Source organism: Streptomyces roseoviridis (assembly GCF_039535235.1).
GTDB classification, from domain to species: Bacteria; Actinomycetota; Actinomycetes; order Streptomycetales; family Streptomycetaceae; genus Streptomyces; species Streptomyces roseoviridis.
Genome location: NZ_BAAAWU010000001.1, coordinates 152,858 through 171,098 on the forward strand (window position 1 = coordinate 152,858; position 18,241 = coordinate 171,098).

General features: G+C 73.0%; 18 protein-coding genes. 6 read left to right on the top strand and 12 right to left on the bottom strand.

Annotated features, from left to right (window positions below):
* The first annotated feature begins 66 nt into the window (after window positions 1-66).
* Window positions 67-1,107 (top strand): vWA domain-containing protein, encoded by a 1,041-nt coding sequence (locus ABD954_RS00670; RefSeq protein WP_345483726.1) that lies wholly within the window; start codon window positions 67-69, stop codon window positions 1,105-1,107.
* 90 nt (window positions 1,108-1,197) lie between these two features.
* Here ABD954_RS00670 and ABD954_RS00675 read toward each other — a convergent pair whose 3' ends face one another.
* Window positions 1,198-2,739 carry a right-handed parallel beta-helix repeat-containing protein gene (locus ABD954_RS00675; protein ID WP_345483727.1) on the bottom strand — a complete coding sequence of 514 codons (1,542 nt, stop codon included), beginning with the start codon at window positions 2,737-2,739 and terminating at the stop codon, window positions 1,198-1,200.
* 481 nt (window positions 2,740-3,220) lie between these two features.
* Entirely contained in the window at window positions 3,221-3,532 is a 312-nt protein-coding gene (locus ABD954_RS00680) for a hypothetical protein (protein WP_345483728.1), read from the bottom strand.
* A 436-nt stretch (window positions 3,533-3,968) separates the two neighbouring features.
* Here ABD954_RS00680 and ABD954_RS00685 point away from each other — a divergent pair, with 436 nt between their 5' ends.
* On the top strand, window positions 3,969-5,087 hold the full coding sequence (locus ABD954_RS00685) for an ABC transporter substrate-binding protein (protein ID WP_345483729.1): 1,119 nt from the start codon (window positions 3,969-3,971) through the stop codon (window positions 5,085-5,087).
* 114 nt (window positions 5,088-5,201) lie between these two features.
* Here ABD954_RS00685 and ABD954_RS00690 read toward each other — a convergent pair whose 3' ends face one another.
* Window positions 5,202-6,056 carry a TioE family transcriptional regulator gene (locus tag ABD954_RS00690; protein ID WP_345483730.1) on the bottom strand — a complete coding sequence of 285 codons (855 nt, stop codon included), beginning with the start codon at window positions 6,054-6,056 and terminating at the stop codon, window positions 5,202-5,204.
* Window positions 6,057-6,125: 69 nt separating this feature from the next.
* Here ABD954_RS00690 and ABD954_RS00695 point away from each other — a divergent pair, with 69 nt between their 5' ends.
* Window positions 6,126-7,328 carry an erythromycin esterase family protein gene (locus tag ABD954_RS00695; protein WP_345483731.1) on the top strand — a complete coding sequence of 401 codons (1,203 nt, stop codon included), beginning with the start codon at window positions 6,126-6,128 and terminating at the stop codon, window positions 7,326-7,328.
* Between the two features lie 176 nt (window positions 7,329-7,504).
* On the opposite strand, the gene ABD954_RS00700 is transcribed toward ABD954_RS00695, so the two are convergent.
* The 4 genes from ABD954_RS00700 to ABD954_RS00715 form a co-directional block, all read right to left on the bottom strand.
* Entirely contained in the window at window positions 7,505-7,777 is a 273-nt protein-coding gene (locus tag ABD954_RS00700) for a GlsB/YeaQ/YmgE family stress response membrane protein (RefSeq protein ID WP_345483732.1), read from the bottom strand.
* A gap of 130 nt (window positions 7,778-7,907) precedes the next feature.
* Complete coding sequence (locus ABD954_RS00705; RefSeq protein WP_345483733.1) at window positions 7,908-8,330, bottom strand: STAS domain-containing protein; 423 nt, start codon at window positions 8,328-8,330, stop codon at window positions 7,908-7,910.
* A gap of 112 nt (window positions 8,331-8,442) precedes the next feature.
* Window positions 8,443-8,856 (bottom strand): hypothetical protein, encoded by a 414-nt coding sequence (locus tag ABD954_RS00710; RefSeq protein WP_345483734.1) that lies wholly within the window; start codon window positions 8,854-8,856, stop codon window positions 8,443-8,445.
* 100 nt (window positions 8,857-8,956) lie between these two features.
* Window positions 8,957-9,997 (bottom strand): helix-turn-helix domain-containing protein, encoded by a 1,041-nt coding sequence (locus ABD954_RS00715; protein ID WP_345483735.1) that lies wholly within the window; start codon window positions 9,995-9,997, stop codon window positions 8,957-8,959.
* 390 nt (window positions 9,998-10,387) lie between these two features.
* On the opposite strand from ABD954_RS00715, the gene ABD954_RS00720 reads away from it, so the two are divergent.
* Together ABD954_RS00720 and ABD954_RS00725 are read left to right on the top strand one after the other, a co-directional pair.
* Window positions 10,388-12,115, top strand: coding sequence for a PP2C family protein-serine/threonine phosphatase (locus ABD954_RS00720; protein ID WP_345483737.1), 1,728 nt, complete (start codon window positions 10,388-10,390; stop codon window positions 12,113-12,115).
* Window positions 12,116-12,321: 206 nt separating this feature from the next.
* Window positions 12,322-12,849: an NUDIX hydrolase family protein gene (locus tag ABD954_RS00725; RefSeq protein WP_345491858.1), complete on the top strand. Its 528-nt coding sequence runs from the start codon at window positions 12,322-12,324 to the stop codon at window positions 12,847-12,849.
* A gap of 90 nt (window positions 12,850-12,939) precedes the next feature.
* Here the strand turns inward: ABD954_RS00725 and ABD954_RS00730 are convergent, their stop codons facing one another.
* Genes ABD954_RS00730 through ABD954_RS00745 form a run of 4 tightly spaced genes read right to left on the bottom strand, consistent with a single transcriptional unit; the run spans window position 12,940 to window position 14,842 of the window.
* On the bottom strand, window positions 12,940-13,410 hold the full coding sequence (locus ABD954_RS00730; RefSeq protein WP_345483739.1) for a hypothetical protein: 471 nt from the start codon (window positions 13,408-13,410) through the stop codon (window positions 12,940-12,942).
* A gap of 26 nt (window positions 13,411-13,436) precedes the next feature.
* The gene (locus tag ABD954_RS00735; RefSeq protein ID WP_345483740.1) at window positions 13,437-13,823 is read right to left on the bottom strand and encodes a VOC family protein; all 387 of its coding nucleotides are present in this window, start codon (window positions 13,821-13,823) and stop codon (window positions 13,437-13,439) included.
* Window positions 13,820-14,158 carry an ArsR/SmtB family transcription factor gene (locus ABD954_RS00740; RefSeq protein WP_345483741.1) on the bottom strand — a complete coding sequence of 113 codons (339 nt, stop codon included), beginning with the start codon at window positions 14,156-14,158 and terminating at the stop codon, window positions 13,820-13,822. Before ABD954_RS00740 ends, ABD954_RS00735 begins: the two co-directional genes overlap by 4 nt.
* 60 nt (window positions 14,159-14,218) lie before the next feature.
* The gene (locus ABD954_RS00745; RefSeq protein WP_345483742.1) at window positions 14,219-14,842 is read right to left on the bottom strand and encodes a histidine phosphatase family protein; all 624 of its coding nucleotides are present in this window, start codon (window positions 14,840-14,842) and stop codon (window positions 14,219-14,221) included.
* A 387-nt stretch (window positions 14,843-15,229) separates the two neighbouring features.
* Between ABD954_RS00745 and ABD954_RS00750 the strand changes: the two genes are divergently transcribed.
* The gene (locus ABD954_RS00750) at window positions 15,230-16,099 is read left to right on the top strand and encodes a maleylpyruvate isomerase family mycothiol-dependent enzyme (protein ID WP_345483744.1); all 870 of its coding nucleotides are present in this window, start codon (window positions 15,230-15,232) and stop codon (window positions 16,097-16,099) included.
* A gap of 55 nt (window positions 16,100-16,154) precedes the next feature.
* Here the strand turns inward: ABD954_RS00750 and ABD954_RS00755 are convergent, their stop codons facing one another.
* The gene (locus tag ABD954_RS00755) at window positions 16,155-18,074 is read right to left on the bottom strand and encodes an FAD-dependent oxidoreductase (RefSeq protein ID WP_345483745.1); all 1,920 of its coding nucleotides are present in this window, start codon (window positions 18,072-18,074) and stop codon (window positions 16,155-16,157) included.
* Window positions 18,075-18,241: the final 167 nt, after the last annotated feature.

Sequence of the window (18,241 nt, forward strand, 5' to 3'; positions counted from 1 at the left end):
GCCGATTGTCAGTGGTGGGTGAGACGGTGGGAACGTCAAGCCGGAACACGAGGGGGAGCTGCTGCCATGTCCGGAAACCAGAACTACATCAACCATGTCGCTCTCGTGCTGGACGCGAGTTCGTCCATGTCGCACCTCAGCCGGAAGGTCGTCGAGGTCGCCGATCAGCAGATCGCGTATCTCGCCCGCCGTTCGAGGGAGCTGGACCAGGAGACGCGGGTCACGGTGTACGTCTTCGCCGACAAGGTGGAGTGCGTCATCTACGACAAGGACGTGCTGCGGATGCCGTCCCTGAAGCAGCTGTACCGGGTCGGCGGCATGACGGCCCTGCTGGCGGCGGCGCTGAAGTCGCAGGCGGAGCTGGCGCAGACGGCCCAGCTGTACGGCGACCACAGCTTCCTGACGTTCGTCCTGACCGACGGCCAGGAGAACGCGAGTCACCGCTGCGCGGACGCCCCTGCCAGGGATCCGCGTGCACTGGTCCAGGCCGTGGCGCGGATGATCGAGTCCCAGCAGGACAACTGGACGCTGGCCGTCCTCGTCCCGGACCAGATGGGCAAGCGCGAGGCGATGAACTGCGGTTTCCCGAAGGACAACATCGCCATCTGGGACGCCACGAGCACGCACGGGCTCGAGGAGGCCGGGCAGGTCATCCAGGAGGCCACCGAGAAGTTCATGGTGGGCCGTGCCCGGGGCATCCGTGGGTCGCGGGCGGTGTTCTCGACGGGCGCCGACGCGGTCAACAAGGACACGATCGCGGCGGCCGGTCTCACTCCGGTGGAGCGGTCGGCCTACCAGCTGATAGCGGTGACCCGCGAGTCGGGGATCCGGGACTGGGTCGTCGAGTGCGGGCACACGTACCGGACCGGTGGTGCGTTCTACCAGCTGAGCAAGCCGGAGAAGATCCAGGCGAGGAAGCAGATCGCGGTGGTGGAGAAGAAGACCGACCTGGTCTACACGGGCCCGGAGGCGCGGGCCCTGCTGGGGCTGCCGGACGTCGAGGCGCGCGTCAGGCCCGACCACAACGACGACTTCACCATCTTCGTGCAGAGCACCAGTGTGAACCGGAAGCTCGTCCCGCAGACCCGGCTCCTGCTGATGAACTGACGTTGCCGCCTCCGGCCGGAGGGGCGCGGACCGGGGGCCGGCCGGAGGGGCCGGGGTGGGCCGGCCTCCTCCTGCTCGTGTGCGGGCCCTCTACAGTCCCGGTCCGTTGTAGGCGCCGCGGTGGGGTTTGGTCGTCGTGGAGACGGGGTTGCCCCAGTAGTCGCGGCCTCCGTTGCCGCTGATGACGGAGCCGTTGTCCAGGGCGGGTGAGGTGGAGCGCAGCTTGTAGCCGTCGGCGGAGTGGAGGGAGTCGCCGCCGGTGCCGGGGTTCACGAACCGGGGGTCGCCGGCGATGCCGTTGGCGGTCGGCCGGGGGACGCCCTGGAAGACGTTCCACAGCCACTGGACACCGGGGGCGGTGGGGAGCCGGGAGTCGGGGGTGCCGACCCAGATGTTGTTCTCCACGACGCTCTCGTCGGGGAGGGTGATGTCGAGCTTCCTGTCGGTGCAGTAGAAGACGTTGTTGTACAGGTGCAGCGCGGACCGGCCCGCGCTGACGCTGCTCATGCGGCAGTCGTTCTCGGAGATGTTGAAGCGGATGATCTGCCGGGCGCCGCCGATGGTGCCGCAGCCGTCGCAGTCGAGGAAGAAGCCGCCGATGTTGTCGCGGCTGAAGTTGTACTGGACGGTGCAGGTGCCGGTGTTGCCCCAGTCGCAGTCGAAGGCCTGACTGTCGGCCACGGACATCCGTGTGATGCCGTACACGGCGTTCTTCTGGATGGTCGGGTTGTGGTCGCCGAGCACCCATATGCCGGCGAAGTTGCCGCCGGAGAAGGGGTAGACGCCGTTGCCCACGCCGGAGGCGTTGTTGTACTGGATCATCGGCGCGTCGGCGTAGCTGGCGATGATGCCGTCGCCGCCGACGTCTTTGATGGTGTTGTGCTCGATCAGCACCCCGGAGCCCTTGACGGCCATGGCACCGACGCGGATCTTGAGGCCGCCTCCGCCGGTGTTGCTGATCCGGTTGTGGTGGACGTGGACGTCGTGGAGCGTCGAGTTGGTGCCGCTCGCGCCCGTGACGATTCCGGCGGACTGGACGAAGTCCTCGGTGGTGGGGCTGGTCTTGTCGGTCTGACCGGCGACCCGGTCGACGATCAGAGGGCCGATGTCGAAGCCTCGGTGGGCTCTTCCGTCGGTGGCGGTGATGCGAAGGCCGGTTCGGCGGGCGAGGGTGGCGGCCGGGTTGGTCAGGTGGAGGTTGCCGACCCGCCAGTGGTCCTGGTTGCTCAGCAGTACGGCGTCGGCGGCGCCGTTGCCGTCGATCACGGGGAGCGCGCCGGTGCCGTAGGAGGTGAGGGTGATGGGGGCCGTGGCGGTGCCGCTGCCCTTGGGGGCGAGCGTGCCGGTGCAGGTGGTGCCGGATGCGAAGGCGAGCGTGTCACCGGGTGCGTAGGTCCGGGCGTTGGCCTGGGCGATGCTGTTGAGCGGCGAGGTCTGGCTCCCGTCACCGGCGGTCGGTCTGGAGCAGTCCACGTAGGTGGTGCTCGCGGCCGTGGTGGACGCGTCGGCGACGGCGGTCGCCGAGGCGGTGGGGGCGCTCGTGAAGGCGAGCGCGGTGGTGCCGGCGAGAGCGAGAGCGGCGGCGATGCGGCGACCGGCCGCCCGTCGTCTTCCGGATGCTCCGAACGTCATGGCGTCACACCCTTCTGGCGGTTCGGTGTCGCCAGAAGCTAGACGCGGCGGGTGATCGAGTCAACGCATCACGGTCGATTGATCGAAATTCGATCAGGAAGTGGGGTGAACTCCCCTCACTCCCCCCGCCAATGAGGATTGAGATCGTGAACGACTCCGCTTCCGGGCGAGTGGATCGGCGGGCGGCCTGAGGGGGCGTCATATGGAGCGGAGGGAGTCGTCGAGCCGGAGCGCATGGACGGCGCGGCGGCAGCACAGGCCCAGGACGCTTTCCGGCTGATCTATGCCGAGGCGTTCGCGAAGCCCACGTACCCCGAGACCGACAAGGACGTCGCCGCCGCCTTTTGCCGCTCCCCGGTCCAGACCCGCCGCTTCCCGGTCCAGACGCTCAGGGTCCGGTTCCGTGCCGTCCTGGGGCCCGCACCGGAGGCGGCGAACCGATCGGCATGGCGTACCGGCGTGCGCGGCGCCGCCGCGTCCGTCATCTGCCGTAGAGGAAGAAGCGGGCCGGGACGGCGAGTTCGTGGCCGGTACGGAAGCGGATCCGGACGGCCTGCCCGGTCCACGTGGTGGAGTCGACGCCCTGGGCCGCCACGTACGGTTCGACCTCGACCCAGTGTCCGTACGAGGCGCTCGCGTCCCGGCCGATCACCAGTCGGTAGCGGTGTCGCCCGGACAGGGTGTGCTCGTGCACCAGTGACAGGACGTGCGGGAACCCGTCCTCGTACACCACCGACGAGGGCTGGGTGCTCCGGTACGTGACCTCGGTGCGCGGCCACCACAGTGCGGCCACGACGACGACGGTCACCACGACGCCGGCCGCGGCGCCCAGCAGGAAGGCGCCGATGCCCGCCCCGCGGCGGGCCGGTCGCGGGGCCGGGCCGTGCCGGTCCGCGGGCGGGGTGCCGATACCGGAGCTCTCCGTTCCGGACGTGTCGATGGCAGGCGTGTCGATGGCGCTCCTCCGGACGTGTGGCTGCCGGACCCGACGGCCGGCACGGGGCTCCGTCCAGGCTAGCCCGTCGTGCCCGGCCTTCGGTCCTCGGCGAGGCGCCCGAGGGTCACCTTGCCGGCGTCGCGATCCGCCCGCGGTCGCGCGGTGTCGGCCGGAGCGGAGGCGGCCGCCGGATCCGGCCGGGACCGGGTCGGCTACTCTCGGGCGGCCCCTGACGTTCACTCAGCGACAGGGGGAACACGGCAGCCGCACCGCACCCGGGAGACGCCCGCGCATGAACACGCCCACCTCGCCCTCCGGAACGGAACGGACGGCCCGACCGGTCCTGCGCGTCGGCGCTCTCGTGCCGCTGGCGCGGCCCGGCTGGACCGAGGCGGGCCGGCACCTGCTCGCGGGGCTCACGCTGGCAGTTCACGACGTGAACGAGGCCGGCGGAATCGACGGCCGGCCGCTCGAACTGGTGGTTCGGGACACCGCGGCCGACCCGCGGCGCGCCGTGGCGGCCGTGGACGAACTGGCGGAACTCGGCGTGGCCGCCCTCGCGGGCGAGTACCACAGCGTCGTCGCGCGGGCCGCCGCCGGCCGGGCCGACGTCCTCGGCCTGCCGTTCCTCTGCTCGTCGGCGGTCCTCGACGCGCTCACCGAAGAGCCCACGCGGTGGGTCGCGCGCCTCGCTCCGCCGCAGTCCCGCGGCTGGCGGGCGTACGCCGACTTCCTGCTCGGCGCGGGCCACCGCCGTATCGCCGTGGCCACCCAGCCGAGCGTCTACTGGGCGTCGGGCGCCCGCATCCTGCGGGAGCACCTGGCTCCACGCGGCGGCAGCGTCGCCGACCTCGACATGGCCGCGCTCGATCCGGACGGGATGTGCGGCGCACTCGCCGAAGACGGCGCGACGGCCCTCCTGCTCCTGCTGGGCCACCCGGATCCGGCCGTGCCGGTCGTCGAGGCCGTCCGCCGCGACCGGCGCCTCGCCGGGCTGACGGTCGGCGCTCCGGCCGGGCAGCCGGAGTTCGCCGAGTGGGCGCGGCTGCTCGGCGGCGACGGCACCGCGATCCCGTTCCTGCGCTATCTGCCCGACCGCCTCACTCCCCTCGGCGAACGCGTCGAGCGGGCCCTGCGCCAACGGCTCGGTACGGCGCCCTCGTTCGTCGCCTTCGAGGGCTACGACACGATCACCGTCCTCGCCGACGTGCTGCGGCTCGCCGGCGGCGGCGCGGACAGGGCGCGCACCGCCGCGTCGTGGCCGCGCGTGGACGTGGCGGGGACCCGCGGGCGGATCCGGTTCTCCCGCACTCCCGGCATCAGCGTGTGGCAGTGGGACGGCGCGCCGGTGCAGGTGGTCGATCGGGATCCGTCGGCAGGCGATCGCTTCCGGATCCTCCACACGGGCTGAGGGCACTCTCCGACGCGGCGGGCCGATGCCGCGGGACGACAGGGGAACGACGCCAGGAACGACGCCGCCGGCCGAGGCCGTGCCCCGGTGCGCGGCGCGCCCGCGGCACTGGCGTCACGCGCGCCGGTGGAGGTACGTCTCCAGCTCAGCGGCGCCCGTCAGCAGCGCACGCCCGCGGGCGGTCAGCCGACCGTGCCAGTCGTGCAGGGCGGTTCGCAGCGGCTCCAGCCCGCCGACCGCCCGTACGCGGTCGATCAGCGGTGCGATCTGGTCCAGCGGGTAACCGCCCCGTCTGAGCTGGTGGGCCAGGCGCGCGTCGCGCACGTCGGCCTCGTCGTAGACGCGGTATCCGGTCCGGGGGTCGCGGCGCGGGCGCACCAGGCCGGCCCCCTCCCACTTGCGCAGCGTCGCGGGCCGGATACCGAGCTTCCGTGCCAGCGGTCCGATGAACGTGTCCCCGGACCCGGACCGTGGCCCCGACCCGGACCCGGACCCGGACCGTGGCCCTGGCCCGGACACCGGCCCCTCCCCCGCCCCGGTGACGGGCGTCGGCGAGGAGACGGACGCCGCCCGGGACTCCGCCTGCCGGGACTCCACCGCCTGCCCCGACAGCGTGCCCGGTCCCAGGTCGCGCAGCGCCTTCTCCACGGCCTGGAGGGTCCGCCGGTCGTCGAGGAGCTGGGCGTGGCTCTCGTCGATGAGGCGGAACGCCTCGTCGACGGCGCCCTCGTTCACGGCCCGCATGATCGACGCCGCCGTCCGATGGCCGTGGCCGGGCACCAGCGCGAGGAACGCGCGCAGAGCCGCCGCGTGCAGGGAGGTGTAGGTGCGGTAGCCGTGGGGCGTGCGGGCGGCGGCCGGAAGGATGCCGGCCTCTTCGTAGTTCCTGACGGCCTGCGTGGACAGACCGTGCCCGCGGGCCAGATCGATCGGACGCAGCCGTTCCCCGCTTTGAAGGTTGTGCCCCATGGCACCGACCTTACAGCGGGGTCTCTCTCGAAAAGTCTCCACCGAGGGTTCAACGATAGCGTTGAAGGCATGGCGACTGACATCAAGGACACCGCCCATCCCGTCGACGCTGCCGCCCTCATGAGGCTGCTCCCGGTACGGCCCCGCGTCCTCGCCCTGGGCGAGCCCACCCACACCGAGGACACCCTGCTCGGCCTGCGCAACGAACTCTTCCGGCAGCTCGTCGAGGAGGGGGGCTACCGGACGATCGCGATCGAGACGGACTGCCTGCGGGGACTGCTCGTCGACGACTACGTCACCTCGGGCGCGGGCACCCTGGAGGAGGTGATGGAGCAGGGCTTCAGCCACGACTGGGGCGTCTGCGCCGCCAACCGGGAACTGGTGCGCTGGATGCGTGCCCACAACGACGGCCGGCCCGCGTCCGAGCAGGTCCGCTTCGCCGGCTTCGACGGTCCGCTGGAGATCACCGCCGCCGCGAGTCCCCGGCAGGCCCTCCTCGCGCTCCACGGCTTCCTCGCCGCGCGGCTGGGGGCACAGCTGCTTCCCTGCTCGGCGCAGACGCTGGACCTGCTCCTCGGAGCGGACGAGCGGTGGACCGAGCCCGCCGCGATGCGGGACCCGTCACGGTCCGTGGGGCAGTCGGCCGAGGCAGCGCGGCTCCGACTGCTCGCGGACGATCTGGTGGAACTGCTCGACGCCCACACGCCCCAGCTGCGCCGGGCGGCCTCCGGCGACGACTGGGACCGGGCGCGCCTCCACGCGCGCACCGCCCTCGGTCTGCTCCGCTACCACCACTGGATGGCCGACGCCTCCCCGGCCCGTCTCGCCCGGCTGGTCGCGGTACGGGACCAGATGATGGCCCGCAACCTCCTGGCGCTCTCCGCTCGGGGGCGGGTGTTCGTCCACTCCCACAACGGTCACCTCCAGCGGGAGAAGAGCACGATGCGGATGGGTGGGGCGCCCCTGGAGTGGTGGAGCGCCGGTGCGCTGGTGAGCGCCGAGCTGGGCGAGGAGTACGCCTTCGTGGCCACCGCTCTCGGCACGCTGCGGCACCGCGGGGTGGACACTCCGCCGCCGGACACCCTCGAAGGACTGCTGTACGCCCTCCCGGAGGACCGGTGCCTCGTCGACTCCCGGCTGCTGGCCACGGTCCTCGGTGACACGCGGCCCGCACCCAGGGTGTCCCCCTGGTTCGGCTACGCGCCGTTCGACCCGGCCCACCTGACGGACTGCGACGCCCTCGTGTTCGTCAGGGACGTCCCGCAGGGGTGAGAGGGGCTGCCGGCGCCGGTCTCCTGGGTGCGCCGCGGGTCGAGCCGCGCATCGGGGCGCGCTCCCGCGTGTGGCAGCCGCCGGGCGGTGAGCGCTCATGGGTGCGGGCCGGTGACCGGGCGCGGAACCCCTTTCGGTCCGCGTCCGGTCACCGGCCCGCTCCGGTCACCCGCCGGTCAGGAATGCCGGCTCCTGCCACCGGCCACAAGCCGGTAGATCGCCAGCAGGATGAGGGAACCGACGATGGCGGCGATCCAGGTCGAGAGCTCGAAGAACCCGTCGATGGAGTCGACGCCGAAAATCACCTTGCCGAGCCATCCGCCCAGCAGTCCTCCCGCGACCCCGATCAGGATCGTGACGATGAAGCCGCCCGGGTCCTTACCCGGCATCAGGAGCTTCGCGATGATGCCGGCGATCAGGCCCACCAGAATCCAGCCGATTATGCCCACGGTGTACCTCTTCTCAACACGGTCGATTCCTGTCCCTCCGTATGCGCCCCACACCGCGTCCCAAACCCTCACGTGCCGTCCGACCTGGAATCGGCGGGTGGGCGGGGGGCCGGCCGGAGGTCACGGGCGGTCACCCCGGCGAGCGGGCCGGCACCGGCGGGTGTCCTCGCCGCTGCGGCTTCGAGGAGGCGGCTTCGAGGAGGCGGGTCACGGCGCGGGAGGGGTTGACGAGCCGGAGGCGGCGTCCGCTGCGGGGCCACCAGCCGAGGACGCGGAGCAGGCCGGAGTCGCAGAAGGTGACCCGGAAGGTGTCGAGCACAAGGCCGGTGTATCCCTCCGCGGCCGCCGAGACCAGCAGGGCCCCGAGCGGGGCGCTGCTGAAGCGGTCGATCTCCCCGCTGACCTGGACGACCAGCGTCGTGCCGAGGGTGGTGCAGGCGTCGACGACTATGACGCCGGGCGCGGTGTCCGCGCCCGGGTCGTGCGGGGAGCGGGCGGTCAGGGGCGCGGGAGCGGCGGGCAGTATCGGGGGTGGTGTGCTTGAGGTACTCACGCCTCCATCAACACGGCACGGCCGCCCTCGGGACACGAGGCACGCGTCCACTTCACCCCATCTGACCAGCGCCGATCCCCGACAAGGGGGAATCGGCGTGCCCCTTCCCGGCTCAACCGCCCCCGAACCGGCGGGCGCGCCGGCGCAGGCGGCGGCGCAGGCGGCGGCGCCAGCGCGCCAGGAGTTCGGCGGGTGTACGGGGCGGGGGCGGCGGCTCGGCCGGGCAGTGTTCCCGTCTGGTGAGCGGGGCCAGCGGCATCAGGTACTGCCGGCCCTCGATGACCGCGGCGCACAGGGGTTCGGCGTCGGGCAGGTCGGCCAGGCGGACCGTCAGCGGCCGCAGGACGCGGTCCGGTTCGGCGATCTCGCCGCGGAGCTCTGTGGTCGCGCCGGGTGCCGTGCGCGCCACGGCCACGACTTTGCCGTCGACGAGCAACTCGGCCCGATGCCGTCCGGCCTCCCACACGACGGTGACGGAATGCCCACCCTGGTCGAGGTGGAACCGGCGCTGACGAACCCCTGTCACGGCCGCCTCCCAGTCCGTGCCGCACCTCCAGCGTAGTTCCCGGCTTCGCGCGGCCGTCGTCCCGGCGTGCCGGGGCCGGTGGAGTGCGCCCGGGCCCGGCTCAGCGCGTGTCGGCCCCGCTCAGCGACCGCTGCCGGTGCTCCTTGGGCGAGAGCCCGTAGGCGGCTCGGAAGGCCCGGGTGAAGTCGGAGGCACGGGTCATGCCCCAGCGTGCGGCGACCGCGTGGATCGGGGTCGTCTGCAGCGCCGGGTCCGCCAGGTCGCGGTGCGCCCTGTCCAGTCGCTGGGCGCGTATCGAGGCAGCCACCGTCTCGCCGCCCGACTGCCGGGTGAAGACGCGGTGCAGGTGGCTGAGCGAGATGTGGTGCGCCGCGGCGATCACACCGGGGGTCAGCTCCGGGTCGTGCAGGTTGCGCTGGATGAACGCGCGGATGTGCTGGAGCAGGGCCTCCTGGCGGGTCTCGGGGGGCAGCGCGGCTTCGGCCTCCAGCAGGTGGGCGAGCCAGGCCGCCATGAGGTCCCGTACGACCGTGCCGAGGCGGGGGCCGTCGGAGGGCTGGAGGAAGGCGGCCTGCCGTTCGAGGCCGACGAGGAAGTCCGCGAGGAGCGCGCCGGTGCCTTCGCGGGCGGGGAGCGAACGGCCCAGCAGGTGGCGCACGCGGTGCGGCGACAGCGGGAGCATCGCCTTGGGCAGGTCGACGGCCACGCCCCCGACCACGCGGTCGCGCTCCGGGCCGGCGGACCGGGTCTCGTACGCGCGGGCGTCGTAGGAGCCGGCGTCGTACGAGCGGACGTCGTAGGGCGTCGAGCTGTCGATGAGGGTGAGGCAGCTCGGGCCGACCGTGGCCGTCGGGCCGGCGTCGGGGCTCACGGCGAGGTCGCCGTCGAGCACGAGCGTGAGGTGGTAGAGCTCGGGGTCGTCGCGGCGTGCCATGGTCGCGTTCCGCACGAAGCGGGTGGGCGGTATGGAGGTCTTCCACACGGTCACGGGGCCCATCTCCATGTGCCGCAGCTCCGCCCGGTAGTCGGCGGCGTGGGGGCTGATCGCCTCGCAGTGCCGCGTCCGTCCGGTGAGCTCGCGCCAGCAGTCGAACCTGTCCTCCGTCGGCACGTCCTCGCTGCGGAACACGGTCCCGATCATCGCATCACTCTCCGTTCTCCCGGGCGGGTGGCGTCCGTGGGGCCGGCCGGACTGCCCCGGCCGGCCCCCTGCCTCATGGACGGGCAGGGAGGGATTTTCGTGACGCGCCCGCGCGACGCGCCTCGGTGACCCGTCCGCGTGGCCCCCGTGCCGCGCCCCCTCGATTGTGCGGAGGCGGTCGGGCCGGTCCTGCTCCGGGGTGCCTCCGGACGGGTGACGGGGCCCTTCGCCGTACCGGAGGCCGCGGGCGGCACGCATGATCCGGGGCGTGGTGGGCAGCGGCGCGGGTGGCAGCCGGTGGCGCGAGGGCCGAGCCGCCGGTTCGATGCGCGCGCGAGCCGGAGCCACGGGTGAGCCCGAAGCGCGCGTGGCCCGGCCCGGGAGGCGATCGTGAATTTTCCGCTGCCTGACACCGTCGACGAGCTCAAATCGCTGATCAGCCGGGAGGTGTCCGCCCTGCGCGGCTCCGTGCGGCGTACCGCGGAGCGTCCCCCGACCCCCGTACCGGGTGAGGAGATCACCTCTCCGGTGCGACTGCTCGCCCCGGCGTCCGCCTCGTCCCGCGAGCCGGCGCCCCGCTGTCTGTGCAGCACGCACGACCCCGACACGCTGGGGACGTGCGCGGCGCTGAGCGCGATCCCCGCGTCCGCCGCGCTCCTCGAGCCGATCCGCGAGGACGGGACCGGCACCGTACGGGACTACCTCATCGTGGCCGGCAACCGGACCCGTTCGGCCGACTGGCTGGAGTCCCCGGACCAGCAGGTCGGGCAGCGTTTCCTGGAGGCACGGCCGGGAGCGGCGAGCAGCGGCCTGCTCGCTTCGCTCGTCGAGGTCACCGGCGGCGGCGGGCCCATGGAGGGCCGGGTGGTCGACTACACCGAGCAGCGGCTCGGCCGGCTGCACCGCGCTCCCCTGTTGTACTCGGCGGCGCTCTGCGGCGAGCAGCTGCTCGTCACCTGGCGGCCGGTGCAGAGCCAGACGGAGCTGCTGACGATCGACGCCCAGTACCTGGCCTCGCTGGGCTGGGGCAACTGGGACCTGCTGTCGGGGAAGGTGACCTGGTCGGAGGGGCTCAGCCGGATCTTCCACGCCGACGTCCGGATGCCCTGGACGCTGGACCAGCTCTGCGACGCGCTGCTGCCGGACGATCTGACGGCGTTCTCCGAGTTCCTGACGTCCGTCCTCGCGGGCGAGGAACCGGCCTGGACCCGGATCCGGTTCCTGGTGCTCGGCGAGGTGCGGACGCTCGACCTGCTCGGCCGCCCGGTGGCCGGCACCGACGGCAGGCCGTGGGCCGTCAACCTGGTGGCCAGGGACCTCACCCCGCAGATCCGCAGCCGCCGCCGGCTGGCGGAGACGGAGCGCGAATCGGACCGGCTGCGGCGGCAGGCCCGGGCGGAGCGGCGGATCGCCGACGCCCTGCGCGAAGCGCTGCTGCCGACCCACTCCGAGGCGCTCGCCGCGGTGGGGCTGTCCGTCGCCGCGTCGTACAAGCCCTCCGAACCGGACGCCGCGGTGGGCGGCGACTGGTACAAGTGCCGGCTGCTGCCGGACGGACGGGTGCTGATCGCGATCGGCGACGCCTCCGGGCACGGCCTGGACGCGGTGGCGCGGATGTCACAGCAGCGTCACGCGCTGGCCGGTCTCGCGCAGACCGGAGCGTCGGCCGGTGAGATGACGACCTGGCTGAACGAGCTGGTCTGCAGCGAGCCTTCGGGGCAGACCGCCACCATGATCACGGGGCACATCGACGAGCACCACGCCTTCCACTGGGCCGACGCCGGCCACCCGGCTCCCCTCCTGCTCCGGGACGGCCGGGCGGCCCCGCTCCACACGCCGCAGCGCGGCCCGCTGCTCGGTGCCCTGCCGGGCTACGCGTACGAGACCACCACGACCGAACTGCGCGAGGGCGACCTTCTGCTCCTGTACACCGACGGGATCGTGGAGCGCCGGGGAGAGGACGTCACCAAGGGCATCGAGCGCCTCGCCGATCTGATGGCGCGTTCGCGGGGGGCCGGGCCGCAGGACCTGATCGACACCGTGCTCGCCGACCCCGATCAGGCCGGCCACGAGGACGACGCCTGCATGCTGGCGATCCAGCTCACCAGGCGGCCGTGACGGACGGAGCCGGAGCGGGCGCCCGCGGGTGCGCGAACTCGCAGGACTGGCGGGCCCGTCGGCAGGGGATGTCCCTGGGGTGTCCCCCGCGGTCCGGACCGTCCGGACGGCGGACGGGACGCGCGACGGAACGAAGACACGGGACGCGCCCGGGCGGTTCTGCCACCGCGGCCCCTCCAGGAAAGTATGATCAAGCGATGTCTGACATGACTGAGACCACGCCCGGCTGGCTGAGCACGGACGAGCTGGACATGGCCAGGGCCCGGATGCCGATCCTGTACGTCGACGCCGTGCCCGTACGCGTGGACGACAGCGGCGAGGTCACCAGCATCGGACTGCTGCTGCGGATCGGCGCGGACGGAGCGATCAGCCGCACCCTGGTGTCGGGGCGCGTGATGCACCACGAGCGGGTACGCGACGCGCTGCTGCGGCACCTGGAGAAGGACCTCGGCCCCGTGGCCCTGCCGCGCATCCCCGCGTCCCTCCAGCCGTTCACCGTCGCCGAGTACTTCCCCACGGCCGGCATCACCCCGTACCACGACCCGCGCCAGCACGCGGTGTCCCTCGCCTACATCGTGCCGGTCACCGGTGACTGCCGCCCCCGGCAGGACGCCCTCGACCTGGTCTGGTTCAGCCCGCAGGAGGCATCCTCGGCGGCGGTGCGGAGCGAGATGCCGGACGGTCACGCGGTCCTGCTGAAGCAGGCGCTCGCGCACGTCGGCCACGCGTTCTGAGATCGGCGAGGGCGGCGGCCGGCGGGTCCGCGGCGGTCCGCGGGGCGTGACGTCGCCGTCCTCGACGGAGGCCGGGCCGGTGCGGGGCCGTCACCCGGGGTGTCGCGGCCGGCGTGCGGCCGTGTGGCGGACGCGGCGTGTGCATCCCCGCTCGGCGAGCAGGGCGAGGGCCGCCGGGGACACGGCGAAGGTACCGGTGACGGCGGTGCGCTGGCACCAGTCGGAGGCGGTGGTCAGCTCCGCGGGGGTCCATGGCTCACCGAGGACGAGGGCCCTGAGCAGGGTCCATTCGCGCAGCCGGCGGGCGAGCACGTCCCGCCCGGCGACGACGCCGGACAGCGCGCGGCACCAGGCGGGGAACCGGGCGTCGGTCAGCAGTTCGGCCGCTCGTCGGTCGACGTGGCGGACCACCGCGCTCTGCGCCATCACCGGATCCTCGTCCCTCAGCACGGCGGCCACCAGTTCCGCCTCGTCCGGCTCGGCGACGGTCCCGAGCGCGGTCAGGTACCGGGCGAAACGCCGGTGTTCGGCCGGCTCGGGGCCGAGGGGTACGTCGGTCATGCGGTGCCTCCCCCCAGGACCCGGCCCTACGCGCTGTGGACGATCTGGATGAGGTTGCCGCAGGTGTCGTCCAGGACGGCGGTGGTGACGGAGCCCATCTCCAGCGGCTCCTGGGTGAAGAACACGCCGAGCCCGCGCAGCCGTTCGTACTCCGCCCGGACGTCGTCCACGGCGAAGGAGGCGGCCGGGATGCCGTCGTGCACCAGCGCCGTCTTGTAGGGCTGCACGGCGGGGTGTCCGGACGGCTCGAGCAGCAGCTCCGTCCCGTTCGGCTCCTCGGGCGAGACGACGGTGATCCAGCGGTCCTTCCCGAGCGGGACGTCGTGCTTCTGCACAAATCCCAGCACGTCGGTGTAGAAGCGCAGGGCCTTCTCCTGGTCGTCGACGAAGACGCTGGTGAGGTGGATCTTCATGGGGTGCTCTCCGTGGTGTCCGCGCGCTCGGCGCTCTCGGTGCTCGTGGGGCTTCCGGCGCTGGGGGGTCGGAGCCATCGGGTCATGACGCGCTCGAGGGGTCCGGTGTCGAGGTCGTGGAACTTGTAGCGGCCCTCGCGCCGTGACACGACGAGGCCCGCGGCTTCCAGGACGGCCAGATGCTGACTGATCGCCTGGCGCGACAGCCCCAGGCCGTGTTTGGTCACCAGTCGCGCGCATATCTCGAACAGACTCTGGCCGTCCCGCTCCGCCAGCTCGTCGAGGATGCGCCGGCGGGTGGGGTCGGCCAGCGCCTTGAAGACATCCTCTGCCATGACCCCACGATAGGCAAGTAGCGACTTGCCTATCAAATCGCGCCTCTCGCTTCGCGCCGGTCAGACGCGGAGCTCGGGCGGGAAGCCGGTCCAGCGGAGGCCGGCGGGGAGGTGGGCGGTGTCGTTGAAGAAGAGGACGGACGCGGGGCGGGAGGGTGCGTAGCGGATGACGGTCAGGGCGGCGTTGGCGTGGTTGAGGCCCATCCAGCGCCACTTCGGGGCGTCGAGGGCCGCCCGTACGAGCCAGCCGATGAGGAAGTTGTGGGTGACGACGAGTTCGTGGCGCGGCTCGGTGCCGTCGACCGGGCCCGTGAACCGCGCGACCGCCTCCCGGGCCAGTCCGGGGCCCCGCTCCCGTTCCCCGGCGGGGAACAGGGCCAGGTGCCCGAGCATGGCGTCGGCCGGTTCCGCGGGCAGTTCCTCGCGCTGCGGCAGATGGGGGACGTAGTCACCGGCGGCCTCGGACTGGTTCAGGGGGACACCGTCGAGCTGCTCGCCGATCAGCTCCGCCGTCTGCCGGGCCCGCGCGAGCGGGCCGTGGTGGATCGCCGCGAGCGGGGCGCCGCGGAGGCGCTCTCCCAGCAGGACGGCCTGGCGGCGGCCGTTGTCGGTCAGGCCGGTCTCGTCCGGCGTGGCCTCGCCGTGGCGGGTGAGGTAGAGGTAGCGGGCAGCGGTGGCCGTCATCGGCGACTCCTCCGGAAGGGTGTGTCGTCCTGTTGGTGATCTTGCGGATGCCTGGACGGACGCCGGCACGGGCGGCGCGGTTCCGCGGCGGGAAGGCGCCCGGGGGCACGGGGTCCCGGCCTTCGGACGCCACCGGCCGCGGGCTCACCGCCGTACCGCCCTCGCGGGCCGTTACGGAAGCCGCCGTACGACGGCCCTCGCGGTGATCGCCTCTCACGGTGATCGCCACCGCACGGCCGTCGCGGTGATCCCGCCGTACGACGGCCCTCGCGGGATCGCCTCTCACGGTGATCGCCACCGTGCGGCCGTCGCGGGATCGCGCGGAGCCCTGTCGTCCGCGCCTACCCGCCGGTAATCTGCGGGCTCGTCAGCAGCAGGGGGAGCCGCATGGACAGCCGCATGGACAGCGTCACCGGGTTCGATCCCGTCGCCGAGCACGTCAGGACCCGGGCCGCGCTGGACGCCGCGATGGAACGCCTGGTCCGGCTGCTGCGCGCCGTACCCGACCTCGACGCCCCCTCGGGTGTCCCCGTGTGGACGGTGGGCGATGTCGGGTCCCATCTCGCCGCCGTCTTCCTCGCGTACGGCTCGGCCTTCGCCGGCGAGCCGTTGGAGTGGGAGGGCCTGCTGCCGCCGGGCGACGGGCCGCTCGCCGAGCGGATCGCGGCCGTGAACGCCGCCTCGATCGCCCTCTTCGACCGCGCGGACCGCGCCCGCCTGGCCGATTTCCTCGCCGAACGGGGTGAGGCGTTCCTGCGGTCCACCGAACGGCTCGCACCGGACACCCCCGTCCCGGCGCCCTGGCTCGGCCCGGAGGTCAGCCTCCCCCTCTCGGCGGCGACCGGCATGATGCTCAGCGAGAGCCTCGTGCACGGCCTGGACATCGCCCGGGGTGCCGGGCTCCCGTGGTCGATCTCCCCGGACGAGGCGCGCCTGGTGCTCGGCCAGGCCATGCCGTCGGTGATGCCGCTGGCGCTCGACCCCGTGCGCGCCCGGGGAGTCACCCTCGCCTTCGACCTCGCGGTCGGGGGCGGTCCGCGCCTGGCGGTTGTCGTCGAGGGCGGGGCGGCGACGGTCATCCGCGACGCCCCTCCGCGTGCCTACGACTGCCGGATCAGCGCGGCGCCCGTCTCCTTCCTGCTCGTGTCCTTCCGGCGCGCGCCGCTCTGGAAGGAGGTCGTCCGCGGCCGGATCAGGGCCGGCGGCCGCAGGCCCTGGCTGGCGACCCGGCTCAACGAGCTGATCGCCAGCCCCTGACACGGCCGACCGCAGGGTCGCGGGGCCGCCGGTGCGCGGTCGGGCGGAGTGCCGCTCAGCCGGTGTGGACGGCCAGCGCGGTGCGGACCGCGGATTCGAGGGCTCCTTCGATCCAGGCGGGTTTGGCGGAGGTGTGGTCCCCGGCGAAGTGCAGCGGGCCCTCCGAGGTGGGGACGTCGGGGAACAGTTCGGTGTGCTGCCCGGGAAGGAGCACGGACGCCTCTCCGTACGCGTAGGGGTCCCGCATCCACGACTGCGTCCTGCACTTGGTGGTGAAGAACACCTCGCAGCGCCGGCCGAAGACGGCCTGCACTCCGGCGAGGGCGCGGAGGTACCGCTCCTCGTCGGCGTAGGAGTCCCACTTCAGGGCGTCGTCGGCCCAGCTGTAGGAGGCGAGCATGACGCCGCCGTCGCTGCCCTCCATGGGGTGGGCGTGCTCGAAGAACATGAAGCGGTTGGCGTTGTCGCTCGCGGAGCCGCCGCCGCGGACGTGGGCGGCCGCGGGTTCGCGGCCCGGGGCGGCGGGGCGGAAGGCGGTGAAGCAGTGCCTGAGTCCGTCGGGGACGGTCACGCCCAGGTCCTTCACCGACCGGTGGGCGCCGAGGTGTCGGCCGTCCTCGACCCGGCCCGCCTTGTACGCGGCGTACAGGCCGTCCTCGACCGAGTTCAGCTCGGCCTCCCACTGTTCCTCGGTGAACTCCCACCAGCGCCGGGAGAATTCGAGGAGCACCTTGGTCGCGGCGTCGTAGTGCAGCTCCGTGACGGCGCGGCGCTTGCCGTAGCTCAGCGGAGGGTCGAAGGCGACGTGGCGCAGTCCGGAGAACGGCACGGTGATGATGGCCTCGTCGCCCTCGAAGACCTCGGTGACCCCTCCCCCGCCGGTGTGGCAGTCCTCGGACACGGTGTGCACCCGCACCCGGCCGCGGGCCCGTTCGACGCGGACGGCGCGCCGGTCGAGCCGGACCTTTCCCTTCACGGGCGCGTACAGCGCGTCCACGAGCACCGCGGTGCCGCCCTTGAGCTCCCAGAACGTGGTGCCGGGGGCGATGAGCGCGCTGGACAGGAAGCTGTGCACGAAGGACAGGTGGAGCCGTGACGTCAGGTTCTGGACGGTGCCGACGAGGTCGACGGTCCTGGTGTCCAGGCCCGCCGCCTCGGTCAGGTAGCGGTACATGGACCAGTGGCCGTACCGCCTGAGGACCTCGGCCCAGCCGTCGACGAGGGCGGTTCCCTCCTTGTCCCGGACGAGGCGGCGGGCCGGTTCGAGGGCCTCGGCGAGGATGACGGCCGCCGTCTTCGTGCGGTGGGGGCCGGGGACGCCGAAGGTGTCGTTGAGGACTTCGGGGTGCCTTTCGTAGTCGGCCTTGCGCATGTGGACGCCGTTGACGTGGATCCAGGTGCGGTTGGCCTTCTTCGTCGGGTCGTCGACGTCCACGTCGACGAGCAGGAACTCCTGGCGGGGGAGGCCGAACATGTCGATCAGGGCCATGAGGAGCGGGTGGCTGCCCGGCAGCCGCATGGCCCCGGCCTCGGCGTACTGCCGGGGGTCGGCGAAGGGCTGCCGTCCGTTCTCGTGGCCGCCCTTGCGGAAGGTCTTGACGCGGCCGCCGACCCGGTTGCCGTTGGCCTCGATCACGACGACGTCGTGGCCCGCCCGGTTGAGCAGGTCGGCGGCGAGCAGCCCGGCCGGTCCGGCTCCGACGATCAGGACCCGCTTGGTGGCCCTTCCCCGGCTCGGCGGCAGTCCGTTCCGGACGACCTTCACATACCCGGGGACGAGGGGCCTGTCGTGTGCGTCGTACACGGCGATGGCGCGGGCGACCGTGGTGTACGCGGAGGGGTCGGTGCCGGGTGGGAGAAAGGAGGGGGCGGCGGCGGGGGCGGGGACGGTGCCGGGGTGCAGCGCGGTCGCGGGCGCGGCCGGGGCGGCGGCGAGTCCGGCGGCGAGCACCGTGGCGCCGCTCGCGGTGACCACCGACCGCCGCGACGGCCGGACGGGGAGCGGCGGAACCGATGCCCGTGTGTCCCCGCAAGCGTGCGGGACCGGGGGTTCGTGTGCGCTCGGTGCGGCGGCCGTGTCGTTCGTGCTGGAGATGCTCACTCCCAGGAGGGCTCGAGAAGGGTGTGCGAAAGGGTGTGCGG

Coding starts and splice junctions, on each gene's coding strand:
- ABD954_RS00690 (WP_345483730.1), bottom strand. CDS start 6,056: ATGGGGCACAACCTTCAAAGCGGGGAACGGCTGCGTCCGATCGATCTG.
- ABD954_RS00670 (WP_345483726.1), top strand. CDS start 67: ATGTCCGGAAACCAGAACTACATCAACCATGTCGCTCTCGTGCTGGAC.
- ABD954_RS00725 (WP_345491858.1), top strand. CDS start 12,322: ATGACTGAGACCACGCCCGGCTGGCTGAGCACGGACGAGCTGGACATG.
- ABD954_RS00750 (WP_345483744.1), top strand. CDS start 15,230: ATGGACAGCCGCATGGACAGCGTCACCGGGTTCGATCCCGTCGCCGAG.
- ABD954_RS00685 (WP_345483729.1), top strand. CDS start 3,969: ATGAACACGCCCACCTCGCCCTCCGGAACGGAACGGACGGCCCGACCG.
- ABD954_RS00695 (WP_345483731.1), top strand. CDS start 6,126: ATGGCGACTGACATCAAGGACACCGCCCATCCCGTCGACGCTGCCGCC.
- ABD954_RS00735 (WP_345483740.1), bottom strand. CDS start 13,823: ATGAAGATCCACCTCACCAGCGTCTTCGTCGACGACCAGGAGAAGGCC.
- ABD954_RS00675 (WP_345483727.1), bottom strand. CDS start 2,739: ATGACGTTCGGAGCATCCGGAAGACGACGGGCGGCCGGTCGCCGCATC.
- ABD954_RS00730 (WP_345483739.1), bottom strand. CDS start 13,410: ATGACCGACGTACCCCTCGGCCCCGAGCCGGCCGAACACCGGCGTTTC.
- ABD954_RS00745 (WP_345483742.1), bottom strand. CDS start 14,842: ATGACGGCCACCGCTGCCCGCTACCTCTACCTCACCCGCCACGGCGAG.
- ABD954_RS00740 (WP_345483741.1), bottom strand. CDS start 14,158: ATGGCAGAGGATGTCTTCAAGGCGCTGGCCGACCCCACCCGCCGGCGC.
- ABD954_RS00715 (WP_345483735.1), bottom strand. CDS start 9,997: ATGATCGGGACCGTGTTCCGCAGCGAGGACGTGCCGACGGAGGACAGG.